16 protein-coding genes are annotated in these 20,813 nt (G+C 69.2%); 8 read left to right on the top strand and 8 right to left on the bottom strand.

What is annotated here, in order from left to right:
* The first annotated feature begins 30 nt into the window (after positions 1-30).
* Entirely contained in the window at positions 31-2,475 is a 2,445-nt protein-coding gene (locus K8940_RS07525) for a ligase-associated DNA damage response DEXH box helicase (RefSeq protein ID WP_223394319.1), read from the top strand.
* A complete protein-coding gene (pdeM, locus tag K8940_RS07520; RefSeq protein WP_223394318.1) occupies positions 2,472-3,179 on the top strand; it encodes a ligase-associated DNA damage response endonuclease PdeM in 708 nt (235 codons plus the stop codon). Before K8940_RS07525 ends, pdeM begins: the two co-directional genes overlap by 4 nt.
* Positions 3,180-3,195: 16 nt before the next feature.
* On the opposite strand, the gene K8940_RS07515 is transcribed toward pdeM, so the two are convergent.
* The 4 genes from K8940_RS07515 to K8940_RS07500 all read right to left on the bottom strand — a co-directional run bounded on the left by K8940_RS07515 (position 3,196) and on the right by K8940_RS07500 (position 8,365).
* Entirely contained in the window at positions 3,196-3,657 is a 462-nt protein-coding gene (locus K8940_RS07515; protein WP_223394317.1) for a DUF3429 domain-containing protein, read from the bottom strand.
* Between the two features lie 3 nt (positions 3,658-3,660).
* Positions 3,661-4,410, bottom strand: a complete 750-nt coding sequence (locus tag K8940_RS07510; RefSeq protein WP_223394316.1) for a TIGR02186 family protein — start codon at positions 4,408-4,410, stop codon at positions 3,661-3,663.
* Between the two features lie 23 nt (positions 4,411-4,433).
* On the bottom strand, positions 4,434-5,357 hold the full coding sequence (locus K8940_RS07505; RefSeq protein ID WP_223394315.1) for a sulfite exporter TauE/SafE family protein: 924 nt from the start codon (positions 5,355-5,357) through the stop codon (positions 4,434-4,436).
* Positions 5,358-5,440: 83 nt separating this feature from the next.
* Positions 5,441-8,365: a peptidoglycan-binding protein gene (locus K8940_RS07500; protein WP_223394314.1), complete on the bottom strand. Its 2,925-nt coding sequence runs from the start codon at positions 8,363-8,365 to the stop codon at positions 5,441-5,443.
* 208 nt (positions 8,366-8,573) lie between these two features.
* Between K8940_RS07500 and K8940_RS07495 the strand changes: the two genes are divergently transcribed.
* Positions 8,574-8,789: a hypothetical protein gene (locus tag K8940_RS07495; RefSeq protein ID WP_223394312.1), complete on the top strand. Its 216-nt coding sequence runs from the start codon at positions 8,574-8,576 to the stop codon at positions 8,787-8,789.
* Here K8940_RS07495 and K8940_RS07490 read toward each other — a convergent pair.
* Complete coding sequence (locus K8940_RS07490; protein WP_223394310.1) at positions 8,786-10,450, bottom strand: bifunctional lysylphosphatidylglycerol flippase/synthetase MprF; 1,665 nt, start codon at positions 10,448-10,450, stop codon at positions 8,786-8,788. The genes K8940_RS07495 and K8940_RS07490 overlap by 4 nt on opposite strands.
* Positions 10,451-10,624: 174 nt before the next feature.
* On the opposite strand from K8940_RS07490, the gene K8940_RS07485 reads away from it, so the two are divergent.
* The 4 genes from K8940_RS07485 to K8940_RS07470 all read left to right on the top strand — a co-directional run bounded on the left by K8940_RS07485 (position 10,625) and on the right by K8940_RS07470 (position 14,606).
* A complete protein-coding gene (locus tag K8940_RS07485; RefSeq protein WP_223394308.1) occupies positions 10,625-11,830 on the top strand; it encodes an acyl-CoA dehydrogenase family protein in 1,206 nt (401 codons plus the stop codon).
* A gap of 3 nt (positions 11,831-11,833) precedes the next feature.
* Positions 11,834-12,445 carry a 2-hydroxychromene-2-carboxylate isomerase gene (locus K8940_RS07480; protein WP_223394306.1) on the top strand — a complete coding sequence of 204 codons (612 nt, stop codon included), beginning with the start codon at positions 11,834-11,836 and terminating at the stop codon, positions 12,443-12,445.
* Positions 12,445-13,593, top strand: a complete 1,149-nt coding sequence (locus K8940_RS07475) for an acyl-CoA dehydrogenase family protein (RefSeq protein ID WP_223394304.1) — start codon at positions 12,445-12,447, stop codon at positions 13,591-13,593. Before K8940_RS07480 ends, K8940_RS07475 begins: the two co-directional genes overlap by 1 nt.
* Positions 13,594-13,922: 329 nt before the next feature.
* Entirely contained in the window at positions 13,923-14,606 is a 684-nt protein-coding gene (locus K8940_RS07470; protein WP_223394302.1) for a Crp/Fnr family transcriptional regulator, read from the top strand.
* On the opposite strand, the gene pyk is transcribed toward K8940_RS07470, so the two are convergent.
* From pyk to K8940_RS07455, 3 genes are all read right to left on the bottom strand, one after another.
* Positions 14,607-16,037: a pyruvate kinase gene (gene pyk / locus K8940_RS07465; protein WP_223394300.1), complete on the bottom strand. Its 1,431-nt coding sequence runs from the start codon at positions 16,035-16,037 to the stop codon at positions 14,607-14,609.
* Between the two features lie 19 nt (positions 16,038-16,056).
* Positions 16,057-18,534: a glycoside hydrolase family 3 protein gene (locus K8940_RS07460; protein ID WP_223394298.1), complete on the bottom strand. Its 2,478-nt coding sequence runs from the start codon at positions 18,532-18,534 to the stop codon at positions 16,057-16,059.
* Between the two features lie 307 nt (positions 18,535-18,841).
* A complete protein-coding gene (locus K8940_RS07455; RefSeq protein WP_223394296.1) occupies positions 18,842-19,861 on the bottom strand; it encodes a LacI family DNA-binding transcriptional regulator in 1,020 nt (339 codons plus the stop codon).
* A gap of 178 nt (positions 19,862-20,039) precedes the next feature.
* Between K8940_RS07455 and K8940_RS07450 the strand changes: the two genes are divergently transcribed.
* Positions 20,040-20,801, top strand: a complete 762-nt coding sequence (locus K8940_RS07450) for a hypothetical protein (RefSeq protein WP_223394294.1) — start codon at positions 20,040-20,042, stop codon at positions 20,799-20,801.
* Positions 20,802-20,813 lie beyond the last annotated feature (12 nt).

Here is a 20,813-nt window from a genome sequence, read left to right as displayed (position 1 = left end):
ACAGAAAGGGAACATGCTATATCGCGGTCGATGCTCGCGGCTGACGCCCTTCCTCCCAGGTTTCGAGACTGGTTCGCCGCCCGCGGCTGGAGCCCACGCGAGCACCAGCTGGCCATGCTGGAGAAGGCCCGCCAGGGGCGCGGCGCCCTGCTGATCGCCCCGACCGGCGGCGGCAAGACCCTCGCCGGCTTCCTGCCCAGCCTGATCGAGCTGTCCGAGCGTCCGCCGCGCAACGCGCCGGCGGGGGTCCACACGCTCTACATCTCGCCGCTGAAGGCCCTGGCCGTCGACGTCGAGCGCAACCTGCTGACCCCCATCCGCGAGATGGGCCTGCCGATCGTGGCCGAGAGCCGCACCGGCGACACCGGCGAGAGCCGGAAAGCGCGTCAGAAGGTGAGACCGCCGGACATCCTGCTGACCACGCCCGAGCAACTGGCCCTGTTCTGCGCCTGGGAAGGCGCGCGCGAGTACTTCGCCGACCTGCGCTGCGTGATCATCGACGAGGCCCACGCCATCTGGCCCAGCAAGCGCGGCGACCTGCTGGCCCTGGGCCTGGCGCGCCTGCAGAAATTCGCGCCGGCGATGCGGCGGGTCGGGCTGTCGGCGACGGTGGATGATCCGGACCTGGTGCGGAAGTGGCTGGGCGCGGGCGAGGCGGTCGATCTCGTCCTCGGCTCGGGCGGCGCCCAGCCGGTCGTCGAGGTGCTGGTCTCCGGCGGCCGCGTGCCTTGGGCGGGCCACACGGCCGAGCACGCCATGGCCGAGGTATATGAGATCATCAAGCAGGCCCAGACCGCGCTGATCTTCGTCAACACCCGCTTCCAGGCCGAGTTCGCGTTCCAGCGGCTATGGGAGCTGAACGACGAGGGCCTGCCGATCGCCCTGCACCATGGCAGCCTGTCGGCCGAGCAGCGCCGCAAGGTCGAGGCGGCCATGGCGCGCGGCGAACTGCGGGCCGTGGTCTGCACCTCGACGCTCGACATGGGCATCGACTGGGGCGACGTCGATCTGGTCATCCAGCTGGCCGCGCCCAAGGGGGCCTCGCGGATGGTCCAGCGGATCGGCCGCGCCAACCACCGCCTGGACGAGCCCAGCCGCGCCCTCTTCGTCCCCGCCAGCCGCTTCGAAATGCTGGAGTGCCGCGCCGCCGCCGACGCCATCCTGGAGAACCACCTGGACGGGGATCCGCCCCGCGTCGGGACCCTGGACGTCCTGGCCCAGCACATCATGGGCTGCGCCTGCTCCGAGCCCTTCAAGCTGACCGAGCTGTATGACGAGATCCGCTCGGCCGGCCCCTATGCCGAGCTGTCGTGGGAGGATTTCGAGACCGTCGTCGACTTCGTCTCGACCGGCGGCTACGCCCTGCGCACCTACGACAAGTTCCGCCGCATCGTGCAGACCGAAGGCGGCTTCTGGACCGCCCGCAACGCCCAGGCTCGCCAGCAGCACCGGATGAACGTCGGGGCCATCGTCTCGCCGGGCATGATCAATATCCGCATCGGCGGCGGTCGCCGTCCGATGGGCGGCCGCAAGATCGGCGAGGCCGAGGAAGGCTATTTCGAGCAGCTGACGCCGGGCGACACCTTCATCTTCGCCGGCCAGGTCTGGCGCTACAACAGCCTGGTCGGGGCCGACGCCTTCGTCTCGCCCGCCCCCAACGACGACCCGAAGATGCCCAGCTGGGGCGGTTCGAAGTTCCCGCTCTCGACCTATCTGGCCAGCCGCGTGCGCCAGATGATGCACGACGAGCGCGAATGGATCGCCCTGCCCCCGGACGTCCAGGAATGGCTGTCCTGGCAGAAGATCCGTTCGGCCGTCCCGGGCGATGGCGAGATGCTCCTGGAGACCTTTCCGAACGGAAAGCGGTTCCACATGGTCTGCTATCCGTTCGACGGGCGCCTGGCCCACACCACCCTGGCCATGCTGCTGACCCGGCGGCTGGACCGCCTGGGCGTCGGGCCGCTGGGTTTCGTCTGCAACGACTACGCCCTGAATTTATGGTCGCTGCGGCCGATGGACGGTCTGGATCTCGACGAACTGTTCGCCCAGGACATGCTAGGCGACGACCTGGAGGCCTGGCTCGACGAGAGCTTCATGATGAAGCGGGCCTTCAAGCACTGCGCCCTGATCGCCGGCCTGATCGAGCGCCGCCATCCCGGCGCCGAGAAGTCCGGACGGCAGGTGACCTTCTCGACCGACCTGATCTACGACGTGCTGCGCAAACACCAACCCGACCACCTGATGCTCCGCTGCGCCCGCCACGACGCGGCCACGGGCATGCTCGACATCGCCCGGCTCGGCGACATGCTGACCCGCGTGAAGGGTCATATCCGCCACATGCCGCTGGACCGCGTCTCGCCGTTCGCCGTGCCGATCATGCTGGAGATCGGCCGCGAGCGCGCGCCCGGCGACGCCGCCGGCGAGATGATCCTGGCCGAGGCCGAGAGCGACCTGATCGCCGAGGCGATGCCATGACCCGCTTCCAGTCCTCCGCGTGCGGCGGCCTGCGGGTCGCCCTGGCCAATGTCGAGGTCATGCTGCGCTGGTCCGGCGCCCTGTGGCTGGAGCGCGAGGGCGCGCTGATCGTCGCCGACCTGCATTTCGAGAAGGGCAGCAGCTACGCCGCGCGCTTCGGCCAGATGCTGCCGCCCTACGACACCCGCGAGACCCTGGACCGGCTCGACCGCGAAATCGCCCTGCTGGCGCCCAGGCGTCTGATCTTCCTGGGGGACAGCTTCCACGACGGCGACGGCGAGGCGCGGTTAGCCGAGGACGACTACCACCGGGTGGAGAGCCTGGCCTTGGGTCGCGAACTGGTCTGGGCGGTCGGCAACCACGACGCCGACGGCCCCAAGGTCCTGCCCGGCGAGATCATCGACGAGGCGGCGATCGCCGGTCTGACCCTGCGCCACGAGCCCCTGCCCGGCGTCCAGCTAGGCGAGGTGGCCGGCCACCTGCATCCGGCGGCCAAGATCACCAGCGGCCGCGCCACCACGCGCCGGCGTTGCTTCGTCACCGATGGGCAGCGCCTCGTGCTCCCAGCCTTCGGCGCCTTCACGGGCGGGTTGAACATCCTGGACGCGGCGTTCTCGAACCTATTCGCCGGCCCTATGCTGGCCGGCGCCCTGGGGCCCAGCCGTGTGCACGCGGTGGGGATGAAGTCGCTGCGGCCTGACTAGAGGGCCACGGGCGGCGCTACATATGCAGCGCCTGCTCCAGGGAGAAGGCCAGCGAGATCGCGGCGCCGGCGGTCAGCAGGGTGCGCATGCGCGGGCGCCAGGTGGGGCCGTCGTGGTCGGTGACGTCCCAGACCCATTGCAGCAGGAAGACCAGCAAGAAGCCCGACAGTTGCCAGGCCGGGTCGAACTTCAACTCGCCCAGCAGGAGGCCGAAGCCGGCCAGGGGGAACAGCAGCGACAGGCCCAGCACCGACCAGCGCGGGCTGGGGTTCTCGATTTCCAGGCCGCTACGCACGCCCCCGAAGTACGAGACCATCGCCGCCGAATAGGCCAGCAGGGCGACCAGCGACGACTTCTGGATGGCGGCCGGGCCGTAGCAGAACAGGCCCGATGCAATGAAGAAGGGAATGATGGTCGACAGACCAAAAACCCACACCGCCGGCGGCACCGGCGTCCGCCCCGCAACGGACTCGTTCATCAATCAACTCCTTCGGAAGGCGACCGAAGCCGCCCACCCTGCCCCGAGCGCGACTATTACCGACACGAGCCCATAGGTCCACGGACGATCTTTCGCGAACAGATACAGCGCTCTCTCCGCGCCGGCCTTCTCCACGATCAATTCCCGGTCGCGGATCGAGACCGGCTTGCCGTCCTGGAACAGCACGATGCGGGCGGTGTACCGGCCGATCGGCGCCTCGGCGGGCAGGTCCAGCTGAGCGCGGAACAGGCCCTTGTCGACGAAGCGGACGCCTTGCGGGTCGGCCGCGTAGAGCCCGGCCTTCTCCTTCAGGCGCAGCACCGCGCGCCGCCAGTCCAGATAGTCCGCGCCCAGGCGGCTGACCACGACGTCGCGGACGCCGTAGGTCGTCTCGACCCGCTGCTCCAGCGGCGCGGCGATGGCCAGGTGCTCCAGCCCCGCCCCCAGGTGGCGCAGCGGCGCGAAGCCGGCGATGTCCTGCAGCGGCCGGGTCGAGGCCACGCGGTAGAAGCCCGGCGCGCCCCGGAACACCACCGGGCGGCTGTTCAGCCACAGGCCCGCGACCTGGGTCTTGCGGGCGATGCGCAGCGGCGTGTCGGGACCGCGCACGATGACGACGATGTCGCTGGGCCGGTCCTTGGGATCGAAGACCGCGCCGTACAGCACGATCCGCGCGCCCCGGAAGCCGGAGCTGACCCGGATCTCGGTGTCGGTCAGGGCGGCCGACACAGCGGGCGCGGGAGGAGCCTCCACCAACGGAATCGTGGGGGGCGGGATCATCGCGCCGTCCCCGTCATCAGCACGAAGGCTTCCTCGGGCCTCAGGAACAGGTCCGCGCCCATGCGCAGGCCGACGGCGAGCACCAGCAGGGCCAGCAGCGCCCGCAGTTCCTCGGCGCGGAAGCGACCCGAGGCTCGCGCGCCCAGCTGGGCCCCGATCACCCCGCCGATCAGCAGCAGGGTCGCCAGCACGATGTCGACGGTCTGGTTGCGGCCCGCCTGCAGCACGCTGGTCAGCGAGGTGGTGATGACGATCTGAAACAGGCTGGTGCCCACCACCACCGGCGCGGGCATGCGCAGCAGGTAGATCATGGCCGGCACCAGGATGAAGCCGCCGCCTACGCCCATCACCGCCGACAGGATCCCGACGAACACGCCCAGCAGGATCGGCGGGATGACGCTGATATAGAGGCGGGAACGCGGAAAGCGGACCTTGAACGGCAGGGCGTACAGCAGAAGCGGTCGGCGATCGCGGCGCGGCTTGGGCGGCTGGCCGCTGCGGCGGCGCAGGATCGCCCCGACGGACTCGATCAGCATCAGCCCGCCGATCACGCCCAGGAACAGCAGGTACGAGACCGAAACGGCCAGGTCGGCCTGGCCGATCAGCCGCAGCCAGCGGAACACCTCGACCCCGACGAATGAGCCGATCGCCCCGCCGCTGGCCAGCACCGCCCCCATCTTGAAGTCGACCACGCGCTTCTTGCTGTAGGCGATGACGCTGGAGACCGACGAGGCGGCGACGTGGTTGGCCTCGCTGGCCACGGCCACGACGGGTGGGATGCCCATGAACACCAGCACCGGCGTCATCAGGAAGCCGCCGCCGATGCCGAACAGTCCCGAGATGAAGCCCACGAGTCCGCCCAACGCCACCAGCAGCAGCGCATTCACCGAGACCTCGGCGATGGGAAGGTAAAAGTGCAAGCTTCGCGCGGCCCCTTGCGGATTCAGGGTTACCCTGATTGCCGGCTGGGCGCGCGGGCGTCAACGCGGAGCGGACGTTCGGCTTAGCGCGCGTAGACCGACAGGCGGTTCAGCGTCTCGCCGTCCACGGTGCCCGAGGCCGGCAGGCCCTGGTCGCGCTGGTAGGCGGCGATGGCCATGCGCAGGGCCGGCGAAGCGACGCCGTCGCGCGGCCCCTGGTAGTAGCCCAGTTGCGACAGCACGCCCTGGGCCAGGCCCAGATTGGCGTTGGCGGCCGGCGCGGCGGTCGACAGGCTGGCCGTCGATTGCGTCTGCGGGCGGAAGGCCTCGGCGGAACGGTCGGCGGTCTGCTGGGCCTCGGCGGTCAGCTGGGCGCGCAGGACGGCGGCGCGGCTGCGCGCCTTGGCGTCACCGGCGCGGCCGGCGATGACATACCACTTGTAAGCCTCGGCCGGATTCCGGATGACCCCGTAGCCGCTCTCGTAGAGCTGGGCTAGGTTGTACTGGCTGTCGACCAGGCCAAGGTCCGCGGCCTTGCGGAACCAGACGGCGGCGGTGGTCACGTTGCGCGGACCGCCCTCGCCGTTGAAAGCGTAGAGCGCCAGGTTGTGCATGGCGCGCGGATCGCCGCCGGCCGCGGCGCGCTCGCTCCAGCGGCGGGCCTCCGGCATGTCCTGCTTCAGGCCGCCCTTGCCGCTTTCCAGCAGCTTCGAGAGATAGAACTGGGCGGTGGGATAGCCGCCGTTGGCGGCTTGCTTCAGGGCGTCGAGGCCCGAGCGGTCACCGGCTTCGATCTTGCGGACGCCGTCCTCGAACAGGGCCTTGGCGTTGTCCGAGGGTTGGGCCGGGATGACCTCGCCCTGGACGGCGGTCGCCTGGCCGGTCGTCAGGGCCACGGCGGCGCGCGGCGCGGCAGGGCCGGCTTCGGCGCCGTTGACCGCGACATCGGCCTGACGGCCAACGATGGCGGAGGCGACACGCGGCGACGCGGCGCCCGAACCGTCGCTGTTCAGGAGCAGCAGCCCGCCCACGCCGGCGCCGAGCGCCGAGGCGGTGCCGACCGCGACCGCGACGGTAGCTACCGTTGCGCCGAGGCGGTTCTTAGCCCTCTTGCTGGTGAAGCCGCCAAAACCGCCGAACAGCGAACCGGACTTGGCGCCCTTGGCCTTCTTCTCCGGCTTGATCCCGCCCTTGGCTTCGGCGGCCGCGGCGGCGCGCGCGGCGGCGCGGGCCTGCTCGATGATCTCGCGGGTCGACATCGGACGGGGCGGTTCGGCGGGCGCGACATCGGCCGCTTCGGGCTCGGCCTCGTAGCGCGGCGCATCCGGCTCGAAGTCGTCGGCCATGGCGTAGTCGTCTTGGCCGAAGCCGCGCTCGTCCAGCTCGGCAGCCGGGAACTCGTCGTCGTCAAAGGGCGAGGCGGGCGACAGCGCCGCGGCGCCGAACACGTCGTCTTCGTCATCGACGATGTCGTCGTGGCCGCTGAACGAGGCGGCCTGGCTGAAATAGCTTTCCTCGAACGGCGAAGCCGCCGGCGGCGCGGCGCCAATCGGTTCGGCGGCCGGCGCCGTCTCGGGCGCGGGGGCCGGAGGAGCCTGCTCCAGCTTGCGCTGAGCGTCGTGCAGCCGCGTGTCGATCTTCTCGCGCGCTTCCTCCAGCATGCGGAGCGTACGCTCCTCGCTCTGGCGGATGCGGTCGACCAGTTCCTGGCTGGAACGCTCGTGACGCTGGTTCAGGCGCTCGGTGACGCGAGAGACCTGCTCGCCGACCTCGTCGATGGCCAGGGCGTTGCGGCGTTCGGCGCTGCCGATGCGCTCGGCCAGCTTCTCGGTGATGCGGGCGATCTCGCCGCCCAGCTTCTCCAGCGCCTGAGCCTGGACATTGTCGTTGCGGGTCAGCTTGTGCTCGACGGAGGCGGCGATGCGGGCGACTTCCCCGCCGACCTGCTCGATCGCGGCGGTGTTGCGCTGTTCGGCGGCCTGGACACGGCGGTTGAAGGCGTCGGCGACGCCGACGAACTCGCGGCCCATGCGCTCGATGGCCTGGGCCGAGCGCTGCTCGGCGGCCTGCACGTGAGCGGCCATCTCGCCCAGCTTGCGCTCCATGCGGTCGAAGCGGCCGTCGGCGCTCTCGCGCAGCTTGGCGGCCATTTCCAGACGGGCGGCCTCCATCTTCTCGCTGAGGCTGGCGGCCAGGCCGCCCAGGCGTTCCTGGACGCCGGCAGCGGGGTTGGCGCCTTCGACGGCGCCCAAGCGCTGATCCAGCGCCGAGAACGACGAGCCCAATTCGCGCAGAGCCTCGCTGGTGCGGGTTTCGGCGGCTTCGAGACGCTCGCCCAGACGCGCCACGACGGCGTCGACCAGGGCGGACGGATCTTGCGGAGCGGCGGAGGTTTGTTCGTTCAGACGGGCTTCCAGCGCCGCGATCGCTTCGCGGGTGCGGGCCTCGCCGTCGTAAAGATGGCTGGCGACCTTGCCCAGGGCCCCTTCCAGGGCGCGCAGGGCCTCGGCCGAACGCGGCCCCGCCGCCTCGGATTCGATGCGGCGCACGCGCTCGCCGGCGCGGGCCTGCTCGGTCTTGAGCTCGTCCACAGCACCTTCGAAACGAGCGGCGACGGCGATCTGTTCACGCTCGGCCTGTCCCAATCGCGTGAGCGCGTCGCGGACCGAGTGGTCGATGCCGGAAATGGCGGCGGCGTTACGGCCTTCGGCGGCCTCGATGCGCTTGGTCAGGCGGTCCAGGGCCGCGGCCACGCGGCCGACCTCGTCCGCCGGATGCTCGGCGACCTCGATGCGCGACGGCGCGTTATCCTTGACGATTTCCAGATAGGCGCGGCTCGGCGTGTTCCCGGAGCCGGCATGGTGCTCAGCCCCCTGACCATCGCCCTCGATGATCATGCGATTGAGCCATTCGCCCAGAGTCATGCCGGAGCGACGCGCGAGGTCCTTGGCGACCTCCCGTGCCTTGGGGTCGATCCCCTTTACGCTCCATGGCGACGCCGCCGTCATGCGAATCGATCTCCCCGCATCTGGGGAAAACGCTAGTCAGCGATTCCTGGGGTGTAAACGCGACGAAAACGCCAGATCTAGTGGCCTGGCGATTCACTGTGGAGGAATCGGAACAGAGTCCCAAGGTTCTGTAGCGCGCTTCAAATGCAAGAGGGTTAACGCGGGTTAACCATTTGCCAGGCGGATTGTCGCAGGCCTAGAAGCGGCCATGGACCTGCCCCTGACCGCCGCCGCCACGGCCGTGTTTCTCGTTCTCGCCGTTCTGTTCGGCTGGCTGGGCGCCCGTCCCATTAACGTTTTAAAGGGCCCGCGCCTGGTTCCGTGGCGCCCGCTGATGATGGTCTGCGTGGTCGCCCTGATGCTGATGATGGTGCATCTGGTGAACCTGCTGGGCGTCCAGACCGGCAACCCGCCGCGCTACTAGGTCGCGGCCGGCGCGGGGGCCTTCTTGGGCCGTTTGGTCAGTCCCGACATGCCGCCGGAGGACAACAGACCGATATCGGCGAGCAGAAAAGGGATCGCCCACTTGTGGGGCGCGGCAATGTAGCGCGGCTGCCAGACCGGGTCGTACTTGTCCTTGTACCGGCGCACGCCCTGGAAATTGTAGATTTCCTCGCCGCGCTCGTAGAGCAGCCGGCCCACGCGCGACATGATCGGGGCCAGGGGACGGTCCTCCAGCCCGGCCAGCGGGGCCATGCCGAACTCGAACGCCTGGTAGCCCTCGTCCTTGCCCCACTGCAGCAGCTCGACGAACAGGTAGTCCATGACGTTCTTGGGCGCCTCGTCGGAATAGCGCATCAGGTCCATCGAGAACGAGGTCTTGCAGGCCGTCAGCCACAGGGTGGCGAAGGCGACGATCTTGCCCTCCTCGCCACGCACCACCGCGACCGGGAACTCAGCCACGTAGCGCGGGTCGAAGCCGCCCATCGAGAAGCTCTTCTCGCCGCCGGCGTGGTGGCTGAGCCAGGCGTCTGAGATGGCCTTCAGCTCATCCATGATGCCAATGGCCGCGCCGACCGGCAGGACCTCGAACGCCGCCCCGCCCTCCCCGGCCTTGCGCCAGTTGCGGCGCAGGACCTCGCGACGGCGGCCGACCAGGCTGAAGGCTTCCAGCGGCACAGCCGCGCTCTCGCCGGTCTTCTGGATGGCCAGGCCCAAATCGACGGTGTCGGGTAGATCCTCGGGACCCAGGCCATAGAAGCCCGCCCGGGCGGCGTGGGCGTCGGCCAGCTCGCGGAAGCGCCAGAACAGCTCCATGCGCTCCTCGTCCTTGCCGACCGGCGGGCCCAGGGCGATCCACGACCGCCCCCGCACGCCGAACATCAGGAAGCTCTCGCCCGAGGCCGAGAACAGGAAGCGCTTGTCGCCCAGCAGGGCCAGGTTGGCGCTGGGTTCGGCGTCCTCGGCCTTGGCCAGGATGGCGCGGACGCGGTCGAACTCAGGGTCGGTGTCGTCGACGACGGCGGGCGTCGCGGCCGTGGCGATCAGGCGCCAGACCCCGACGGCCAGCAGCACGATGGCCGCGGCCACCGACGAGCGGATGGCGCGGGCGGCCTCGTCGTGGTCCTGCAGGACGCGGATCCACGACTTGTCGGCGAATTCGGTGTGGTTGAACGACCACCAGCCCAGCAGGCCCGCCCCGGCGATCACGGCGCCGGCCGACAGCAGCCAGCCGGGGGTGATCTCCATCTTGGTCAGGGCCGCCTTGCGCGGGAAGGCGTCGTGGAACGGAACAATGGCCAGGAAGCAGACGGTCAGCATCGCCGTCTCCTCCCAGTTCAGGCCCTTGAAGATCGCCAGCACCGCCGAGGCGGCCAGCACGGTCAGCGCCGCCCACCAAGCCGCGCCCAGCCGCGCGCGCAGGCCGAACGCCAGCAGCAGCAGCAGCAGGCCCATGATCGAGGAGAAGAAGTGGCTGATCTCGATCAGCAGGTCCGGCGCGAAGGCCAGCAGCAGCAGGAAGCGGGTCGGCTCGGAAGGGGTGGCCCCCGAGGCCAGCAGCATGACCCCGGCCGACGCGGTCAGGATCGCCGCCAGGGTCGGGGCGATCGCCAGGGCCGCGGGCCTGAAAACGGTCGAGGACATCCAGATCCCGAACAGACGAATCCCTCACGGGATCCAGCAATGGGTCCTCGTATAGCGCGCAAAGCATGACAGGGTCGCGGGCGATGACGCGAACGATCGTTTGAATCGACTTGCCGCCGCCGTCGGCTGGCGTAGTGTGGGCCGCAATAACCGTCCGCTTAGGGAGATGAGACGATGGCCGATTTCGGGGGAACCGAGCTCGACGCCTTCCGCGCCGAGACCCGCGCCTGGCTGGAGGCCAACTATCCGAAATCCCTGAGCGCCCCGATGGGCGAGGACGAGGCCCCCTGGGGCGGCCGCAAGATGGTCTGGAAGAACCCGGACGCCAAGCTGTGGCTGGACCGCATGGCCCAGAAGGGCTGGACCGCCCCGATGTGGCCCAAGGAATACGGCGGCGGCGGCCTCTCCAAGGCCCAGAACAAGGTGCTGGAGCAGGAGCTTCGCCGCCTGAAGGCCCGCCCGGCCCTGATGAGCTTCGGCGTCTGGATGCTGGGCCCGGTGCTGCTGGAATACGCCACCGAAGAGCAGAAGCAGCGGTACCTGCCGCAGATCGTGCGCGGCGAGATCCGCTGGTGCCAGGGCTACAGCGAGCCCGGCGCCGGCTCCGACCTCGCGTCCCTGCAGACCAAGTGCGAGGACAAGGGCGACCACTACCTGATCAACGGCCAGAAGGTCTGGACCAGCTACGCCGACCAGGCCGACTGGATCTTCTGCCTGGTGCGCACCGACACGGCCAAGAAGCACGAGGGCATCTCGTTCGTGCTGTTCGACATGACCTCGCCCGGCGTCGAGGCCCGCCCGATCAAGCTGATCAGCGGCTCCTCGCCCTTCTGCGAGACCTTCTTCGACAATGTGAAGGTCCCCAAGGAGCAGCTGGTCGGCAAGCTGAACGGCGGCTGGGACATCGCCAAGCGCCTGCTCCAGTACGAGCGCCAGAACATCAGCGCCTCGGGTTTCGGCGGCGGCGGCGGCCTTTCCCCCGTCGAGGCGGCCAAGACCGAGATCGGCGTCGACGCCGAGGGCCGGATCGCCGACGGCGACTTCCGGGCGCGCCTGGCGGCCCATTCGATGGACGCCCACGCCTTCATGCTGACCGTGCGCCGGGCGGAAGCCGAGTCCAAGCAGGGCTCGGGCCCCAGCGCCGCCGTCTCGATCATCAAGTACGCCGCCGCCAAGATGAACCAGGATCGCACCGAGCTGCTGGTCGAGGCCCTGGGCCTGCAAGGCCTGGGCTGGGAGGGCCAAGGCTTCGCCGCCGAGGAACTGGCCGCGCCCCGCGCCATGCTGCGCGCCAAGGGCAACTCGATCGAGGGCGGCACCAGCGAGGTGAACCTCAATGTGGTCGCCAAGCGCGTCCTGGGCCTGCTGGACCATCAGTAAGCCATGATCGAGTTCTGGTACGAGTTCGCCTCGACCTATTCCTATCCGGCGGCCATGCGCATCGAGCGGCTGGCCGCCGACAAGGGGGTGGCCGTGGCCTGGCGGCCCTTCCTGCTGGGCCCGCTGTTCCATGAGCAGCAGGGGCTGAACGACAGTCCATTCAACGCCTTCCCCGTGAAGGGCGAGTACATGTGGCGTGACCTGCAACGGGTCTGCGACAGCCAAGGCCTGCCGCTGCATCACCCCAGCCAGTTTCCGCGCAACAGCCTGCTGGCCGCCCGCGTGGCGATCGTCGGACTGGAAGACGGCTGGACCCCGGCCTTCAGCCGCGCGGTCTACCAGGCCAATTTCGTCGACGACCTCGACATCGGCAGTCCCGAGGTTCTCAGCGCCCTGATCGCCGAGGTCGGCGCGGGCCCCGAGCACGTCCTGGCCGCCGCCCAGTCCGATCCGATCAAGGCCAGGCTCAAGGACCATGTCCGCCAGGCCAAGGAACGCGGCCTGTTCGGCGCGCCCAGCTTTCTCACCGCCGACGGCGAGCTCTTCTGGGGCAACGACCGTCTGGAACAGGCCCTCGACTGGGCCCTCCGTCATCAATCCAGGGAGCACGCCTGATGGCCGTCCTGACCGAAGAACAGACGATGCTGCGCGACGCCGCCAAGGGCTGGACCAGCGAAAGCGCCCCCGTCGGCGCCCTGCGCAAGCTGCGCGACGGCAAGTCCAAGCAGAGCTTCGATCCGGCCGCCTGGGCCGAGATGGGCGAGATGGGCTGGGCCGGGGTGATCGTCCCGGAAGACTATGACGGCTCGGCCTTCGGCTATCTGGGCCTGGGCCTGATCCTGGAGGAGACCGGCCGCACCCTGACGGCCTCTCCCCTGCTCTCCACCGCCATGATCGCCGCCTCGGCCCTGCAACTGGGCGGTTCGGACGACCAGAAGTCGGCCTGGCTGCCCAGGATCGCCACCGGCGGGGCGGTCGCCACCCTGGCCGTCGACGAGGGTTCGCACCACGCCCCCGCCCGCACGGCCCTGACCGCGACCAAGAGCGGCTCGGGCTACGTGCTGAACGGGACCAAGACCTTCGTGCTGGACGGCGAGGCCGCTGACCTGCTGATCGTCGTCGCCCGCACCGGCGGCGCACCGGGCTCGACCGACGGGCTGACCCTGTTCCTGGTCGCCGGCGACGCGCCGGGCGTCGCCCGTACGCACCTGTCGCTGCTGGACTCGCGCGGCGCGGCCCGGATCGCCTTCGACGGCGTCGAGGTCGGCGCGGACGCGGTGCTGGGCGAGGTCGACAAGGGCTGGGCCGTCCTGGAGCCGGTGCTGGACCGCGCCTATGCCGGCCTCGCGGCCGAAATGCTGGGCAGCGCCAGCGCCGCCTTCGACGTCACCCTGGACTATCTGAAGACCCGCACCCAGTTCGGCCAGGTCATCGGCACGTTCCAGGCCCTGCAGCATCGCGCCGCTAAGTGGTTCACAGACCTGGAGACCACCCGCTCGTGCGTCGAGGCCGCGCTGGAGGCCCTGGACGCCCAAAATACAAAAGGGGGCGCCGACAGCCGCGCCCTCGCCTCCCTGGCCAAGGCCAAGGCCAGCGACCTGGTGCACCTGGCGTCCAACGAAATGGTCCAGATGCACGGCGGCATCGGCATGACCGACGCCCACGACGCCGGCCTCTATATGAAACGCGCCCGCGTCACCGAGGCCCTGTTCGGCGGCGCCAGCTTCCACCGCGATCGCTACGCCCGCCTGATGGGCTTCTGACACCGCTGGACAAGAGGGACGCTTGACGCGCCCCAGATCTGAGGCCGCCGATTTCGGCGGCCTTTTTTCTTGCCGATATCAGATCACCTTAAGTTGCGCCTCACCTTGATTGAGTAGTTATGTCGGGGAGTCGACAAAGACCTGGAGCGCCAAATGGAGGGCGAAAACAGAGAGTTTCGAGGACTCTTCTATTTTTGCCGCGCTCCTGACTGGATTGTGTCGGCTAAGCGACGGCGCCTCCCATGCCGCCAACCTATAGCTTGCAACCCTTGCCGTGAGACGGCGTTCGATTCGGCATGACTGGGCCGTTAGCGACCTTGAAGAACCGCTTGCTTTCCGCATTGCCGTCCGAAGACAGGGCCCTGCTCACGCCTCATCTCTCCACGGTCGATCTCGAGAAGGGCCGCTTTCTCTACGATCCGGGCGACCTGATCGATCAGGTCTATTTCCCGAACGACTGCGTCATCTCGCTGATGACCCTGATGGAGAATGGCGCGGCCATCGAATCCGCCACCATCGGTCGCGAGGGCGCGCTGGGCCTGATGGCGGCCGTTGCGCCGCGCCAGTCTCTGAGCCGCGCCATCGTCCAGGCGCCCGGCTCGGCCCTGCGCATCGCCGCCAGCCCGCTGCATGAGGCCTGGACCCGCAGCGCCGTCCTGCGCGACCTGGTCGACCGCCACAACGAGGCCCTGTTCGGCCACGCCATCCAGTCGGTGGCCTGCAACGCCCTGCACGCGGTGGAGGCGCGCTTCTGCCGCTGGCTGCTGTCGTGTCACGACCGCATCGACAGCAACACGGTCAGCCTGACACAGGAATTCCTGGCCGACATGCTGGGCGTCCAGCGCACGACCGTGACGGCCGTCGCCGGCTCCATGCAGGCCAAGGGGCTGATCCGCTATCGTCGCGGCGTTGTGGACATCCTGGACCGCGCCGGCCTCGAGGCCATGGCCTGCGAGTGCTACGGCGCGGTGCGCAAGAGCTACGAGCGGCTGCTGCCGGCTTCGTTCGGCTAGTTAGCGGCGGCGCGCTGCGCCCGGCGCATGGGCCAGGCGCAGCAGGTTGGCCGCGCCCGGCGCGCCGAATGGCGTCCCGGCCACGACCAGCAGGCGCTCGCCCGGCGCGACCAGGCCCAACTCCAGCGCCTTGCTCGAGGCGTCGGTGGTGACGACCTCCAGGCTGTCGGGCTGGGCGCTGACGCGAGGCTCGACGCCCCAGACCAGGGCCATGCGACGCACGGCGTTGATCTCGGGCGACAGGGCCAGGACCGGCTGCAGCGGGCGTTCCCGAGACAGGCGCCGCGCGGTCGCCCCCGTGGTGGTGAAAGCCACCAGGCACTTGGTCGAGCCGGCCTTGGCCGCGCCGGCGGCGGCGACCACCAGCACGTCGGCGTCGTCGTCGTCGTGCTTCTGCTCGGCCTGCATCAGTTCGGGCCAGCGCGGGTCGCGCTCCACCCGCTCGATGATGCGGTTCATCATCGACACCGACTCTTCGGGATATTCGCCGGCCGCCGATTCCGCCGACAGCATCACCGCGTCCGCGCCTTCGTAGACGGCGTTGGCCACGTCCGAGGCCTCGGCGCGGGTCGGCGTCGGCGAGCTGATCATCGACTCCAGCATCTGGGTGGCGACGATCACCGGGATGCCGCGCTCGCGCGCCGCCCGCAGGATGACCTTCTGGGCCACCGGCACCTCCTCGGGGGCCATTTCGACGCCGAGGTCGCCGCGGGCCACCATGACGCCGTCGCAGAGGTCGAGGATCGGACCCAGCACCTTCAGGGCCTGGGGCTTCTCGATCTTGGCCAGGACCGCCGCGCGGCCTTCGACGATGCGACGCAGCTCGGCCATGTCTTCGGGGGCCTGCACGAACGACAGGGCGATCCAGTCGACGCCCAGGCGCAGGGCGAAGGCCAGGTCCTCGCGGTCCTTGGCGGTCAGGGGCGACATCGGGATGACGACGTCCGGCACGGCCACGCCCTTGCGCTCGGACAGCTTGCCGCCGTTGACGACGGTGGTGTTGGCGTAGCCCGGACCAGCCTCGGTCACGGTCATGCGCAGCTTGCCGTCGTCCAGTAGCAAGGTCGCGCCCGGCCGCATGGCGGTCAGGATCTCCGGATGCGGCAGATGCACCCGCGTCTCGTCGCCCGGGGTCGGGTCACTGTCGAAGCGGAAGGCCTGGCCCGCCTGCAGGATCACCGGACCGTTGGCGAACTTGCCGACGCGCAGCTTGGGGCCTTGCAGGTCGGCCAGGATGCCCAGCGGACGGCCGACGATCGTCTCGGCCTCGCGGATCGCCGCGTAGACGGCCGCGTGGGTCTCGTGGGCGCCGTGGCTGAAGTTCAGGCGGAACACGTCGGCTCCGGCCTTGGCCAGGGTGACGATCATGTCGAGCGAACTGGAGGCCGGACCGATCGTGGCGACGATGCGGGAGCGACGGGCGCGGATCATGCCGTCGCTCCTTCTTTAGCTAGTTCGATGGACAGAACGCGTCGCCCTCGTTGGACGCCAACCGCAGTTCCGTGAACGTGAGCGTCATGCGCCCCGACGTGGACAGGGAGAACGGGGACGAAACATGCGCCACGTCCGCGCCCTTGGCCATGAAGCAGGAAAGTTTGATCTTGGCCGTACGCCATTCGCCGATTTTCGCACCTGACAACGTTGACGTCACGTCTACCGCCGCCCCGCAGGATTCGCCACAGACTATCCCAAGGGAAACGGGTTTCTCTGGGGACGCATCGACGCGGTAACGGATCATGACGGCCATATCGCCGGTGGTTTGGCGCGACAGGTCGACGGGCTGGCCCAGCACGCTCAAGGCGCCCGCCCCCTCGCCGCTCCAGACAGCCTGGCGCGCGTTCTCCTGCGCCCCGGCGTCGACCGCCTTCACCGACACCGCGCCAGCCGCGTTCATCGTCCACGGCGCGGGGACGTGGCCGGCCACGAAGTAGCGGTCGACATTGACCGCCGCCGAGGCGGAGCCCGGGTTTTCCGACAGCTGCGCGACCTTGCCCGGCTTGGCGTAGCTCAGGCCATAGCCATAGGCGAACAGCGGATCGTAGCCCGGATCGCCGACATTGATCGGCTCCTGGTCGGCGCGCTTGGGCCAGCTGAACGAGAGCTTGCCGGTGAAGTCGTTGCGCGGCTTGCCGGCCGCATCACCGACCAGCACATCGGCAACCCCGCCGCCTTCCGAGCCCGGCAGCCAGGCCGCGACGAAGGCGTCCGAGGCGTTGATCTCGGGATTGGTCCACAGCGGCCGGCCGCTCAGGAACACCGACACCACCGGAATGCCCGCCGCCTTCAGCTTCTTGAGCAGGGCCAGGTCGGTCTTGTCGCCGGCCTGATACTCGACGCTGGCGATGTCGCCCTGGAACTCGGCATAGGGGTTCTCGCCGAACACCACGACGGCCACGTCGGGCTTGGTCTTGAAGGCGCCGTCGACCGCCAGTTCAGCGCTGCCGCCGCCGCCCTTCACCGCCTCGGCGATGCCGCCATAGATCGACTGGCCGTGCGGGAAGTCGCTGTTCTTGTTGCCGGTGCCCTGCCAGGTCAGGGTCCAGCCGCCGGCGGCCTTGCCGATGTCGTCGGCGCCGTCGCCGGCCACCAGCACGTGGGCCGAGCTCTTCAGCGGCAGCACGCCCTGGTTCTTCAGCAGCACCAGCGACTTGCGGACCGCCTCGCGAGCCACCGCGCGGTTGGCGGCCGACCCCAGGAGCTCATATTTGCCTTCGAGCGGCCGCTTGTCGGCGAAGAGACCCGCCTTGACCTTGACCCGCAGGATGCGGCGCACCGCGTCGTCGATCCGCGCCATCGGGATCTGGCCCGACTTCACCTGGGCCAGGGTGTTGTCATAAAGCCCCTTCCAGCTGTCGGGGGCCATGATCATGTCCATGCCAGCCAGGTAGGCCTGGGCGCAGTTGGTGTTGGTGCAGCCCTCGACCTGGCCGTGGGCGTTCCAGTCGCCGACCACGAAGCCCTCGAAGCCCAGCCGGCCCTTCAGCACGTCGGTCAACAAGCTCTTGTTGCCGGTGTGCTTGACCCCGTTCCAGCTGGAGAACGAGACCATCACCGACAGGATGCCGGCGTCGATCGCGGGCGGGTAGCCGGCGGCGTGCAGGCGCACCAGCTCCGCCTCGGAGATCTTGGCGTCGCCCTGGTCCTTGCCGCCCTCGGTGCCGCCGTCGGCCAGGAAGTGCTTGGCCGAGCCGGCGACATGGCCGGGGGCCAGCGGCTTGCCGGCGACCAGCGCGCCCTGCAGGCCCAGGGTCATCGGGCCTGAATAGGCCTTCACCACCTCAGGATCCTCGGCATAGCCCTCGTAGGCGCGGCCCCAGCGCTCGTCGCGCGGCACGGCCACGGTCGGGCCAAAGGTCCAGTCCGCGCCCGTGGCGGCCATCTCCAGCGCCGTGACCTCGCCGATGCGGCGGATCAGGTCGGGATCGCGCGCCGCGCCCAGGCCGATGTTGTGCGGAAAGATGGTCGCGCCGACGACGTTGTTGTGGCCGTGCACGGCGTCGACGCCGAAGATGATCGGGATCTCCTGGTGACCGCCGCGCTTTTCCAGCGCCGCAGCGCGGAAGGCGCGGATCCATTCGACCCAACGCTGGGGCGTGGCGCGGTCATTGCCGTCCGGAGCGCTGTTGCCGCCGACCAGGACCGAGCCCAGGCGATATGTCTTCAGCTCCTCCGGCGTGATCGAGGCGCCGTCGGCCTGGATGGTCTGGGCGACCTTCTCCTCGACGGTCATCTGGCTCATCAGCTTGGTGACGAAGGCCTCGGTCGATGCGTCGGTGATCGTCGCCGGGCTGTGGGCCTTGGGCCAGGCCTCCGGGTGAGCCGTCGCCGCCGAGGCGCCTTGGGTCTGGGCGAGCGCGCCCTGCGCCAGACCGCCGGCGAGGATCAAGGCCAGGGCGGAAGCGGCGGCGAGACGACCGTATGCGGACATGTTGTTTCCCAGGATACGCCCGCCCCCCGGCGGACCATGTGAAATGTCGAGAAAGACGCTCGGCGCGGCGCTTGCGGGGTGACCGCGCCGAGCGAAAGAAAAGCGGTCAGGGCCGCTTGGAGGGGAGTGATCGTGCGCACAGGATGGCGCGACGGGCGCTGGTCAGGCCAGGCGGGGTCATGGCGTTTCCTCCTGACGCCGCCTTTCCGTGGGCGACCGTCTTGATCGCACCGATCTCACGTCGATTGGACAGCGCTGTCAAGCACAATATGATTGCGGTAACATCCGTGGGCTCGGCGAAAACGCCCTAACGGGGCGCTGTTCCCGTGGATTCCCGGACCACCAGCTCGAAATCCAGCAGGCGCGACGGCGGCGGCGCGCCCTCCTCCTGCTCGACGCCATGCATCAGCATGTCGGCGGCGGCGCCGGCCATCGCGAAGATCGGCTGGCGCACGGTGGTCAGCTGCGGCCAGGTGATCTTGGCGCCCGGCGTATCGTCGAAACCGGCGACCGACAGTTGGGCCGGCACGTCAAGGCGCAGGCGGTTGGCGACGGCCATGACGCCCAGCGCCATGTCGTCGTTCGAGGCGAAGACGGCGGTCGGGCGATCGGCCCCGCTCAGCAGCCTCTCGGCGGCTTCGAAGCCGGAGCGGAACGAGAAGAAGCCTTGCGCCACCCGATCGTCACGAACGACCAGGCCGGCGTCGCGCATGGCGTCGACGAAGCCCGCGTGGCGGCGGTGCGAGGCGCCGTGGTCCGGGTGGCCAATGATGAAGCCGATGTCTCGATGGCCCAGGCCGATCAGGTGCCGGGTCATCTCGTAGGCCGCCAGCCGGTCGTCCATGCTGACCCACGGCGCGCGATCCAGGTCGCCGCCGGGCGCGATGCGCACATAGGGCACCCCTTCCCGCTCCAGCGCGGCCAGCACGATCGGATGGTCGCTGAGCGGCGGCGTCAGGATCACCCCGTCCATGCGCAGGGTGGCCAGCATCGGCGCGACCTGGTCCTCGACGTCGATCGTGGAGTCGATAGGCTCGACGATCAGGTGATAGCCCTCCTGACGGCACCGCGCGATCGCGCCCAACTGCACGTCGGTGACGTAGCCGGGGCTGGGATTGTCGAAGAAGACGCCGATCAGATAGGCTTTCGAGCCCGCCAGACTGCGGGCCGAGATGTTGGGCCGGTAGTTCAGCGCGGCCACGGCGGCCTGCACCCGGTCGCGGGTGTCGGCCTTGACGTTGGGCTCACGGTTGAGGACCCGCGAAACGGTCTTGATCGAGACGCCGCTCTCGCGCGCCACGTCGTGGATCGTGATCTTGGCGCTCAATTCCGTCCCTCGCCGCCCCGATTCGTTCGGTGTGGCGAATACTAAGGCATGACAAGGCTGTCATGGCGAGCCCCCTACGACCACGACGCCCAAACTGGGAACGGGCCGGCTTTACACGCTCAAATCGAGCCGAGTATCCAGAGGTTGCAGCGCCGCGAATGGCGTTCGGGGAAGAGAAATGTTCAAGCGGAACGCATTGGCCCTGGTGGCCACGCTCGGCCTGATGGGCGCAAACACCGCGCAGGCCCAGGTCGAGCAGGATCCCGTCGCGCGACTCAACCAGCTGGGCCGCTACGCCGGCCAGGCGACCGTTTGCGGGGAGTTCGGCTTCAAGGTCCACCAGGAGAGGGTCGAATCCTACGCGAACAGCGCCATCGCCCTGGGTGCGCGCGCCGGCTTCTCGGAAACCCTGTCGTACACCTACGTCAAGAACGCCATGGACAATGCGATGCGGCAGGCTCAGCGCGACATCGCGGCGATGTCCCAGGGCGACAACGAAGATGAAGCCAGCCTCGCCCAGAACGTCCGCGGCCAGGCCCGCAAGATCATCGCAGCCTGTCGCGAGGTCGCCCGCGATCCGGCTGGCCGCACCATCGTCACCGACTCCTCGCTGAGCGACGACATCCTGCTCCGCAACGCCACCGATGAGCTCCTGATGCCCACGGGCTACGCCAGCTGGCAGACCCCTTACATGCGCGCGGGGGCGGACATGATCCAGGCGGTCACCGTCTGCAAGACCCATCTCACACGCGCCCAGTCCGACGCCTATGTCGCCGAACTCTACGCGCCCAATCGCTTCCCGGCGGCGGTCGAGAACAAGGCGCGCGCCTATTTCGAGTTCTGGAAACGCCGCGATGAGATGTCCGACGTGAGCCTCGACGCCACGCAGTGCAACCGCCTGCTGACCGCCCGCGCCGATAAGCTGAAGGCGGCAAGGTAACGGACGGGGTGG

Source organism: Caulobacter segnis, assembly GCF_019931575.1.
Classification (GTDB): Bacteria; Pseudomonadota; Alphaproteobacteria; order Caulobacterales; family Caulobacteraceae; genus Caulobacter; species Caulobacter segnis_C.
Note: the sequence above shows the minus strand (reverse complement) of the source record. Positions and strands in the feature narration are given on the sequence as shown.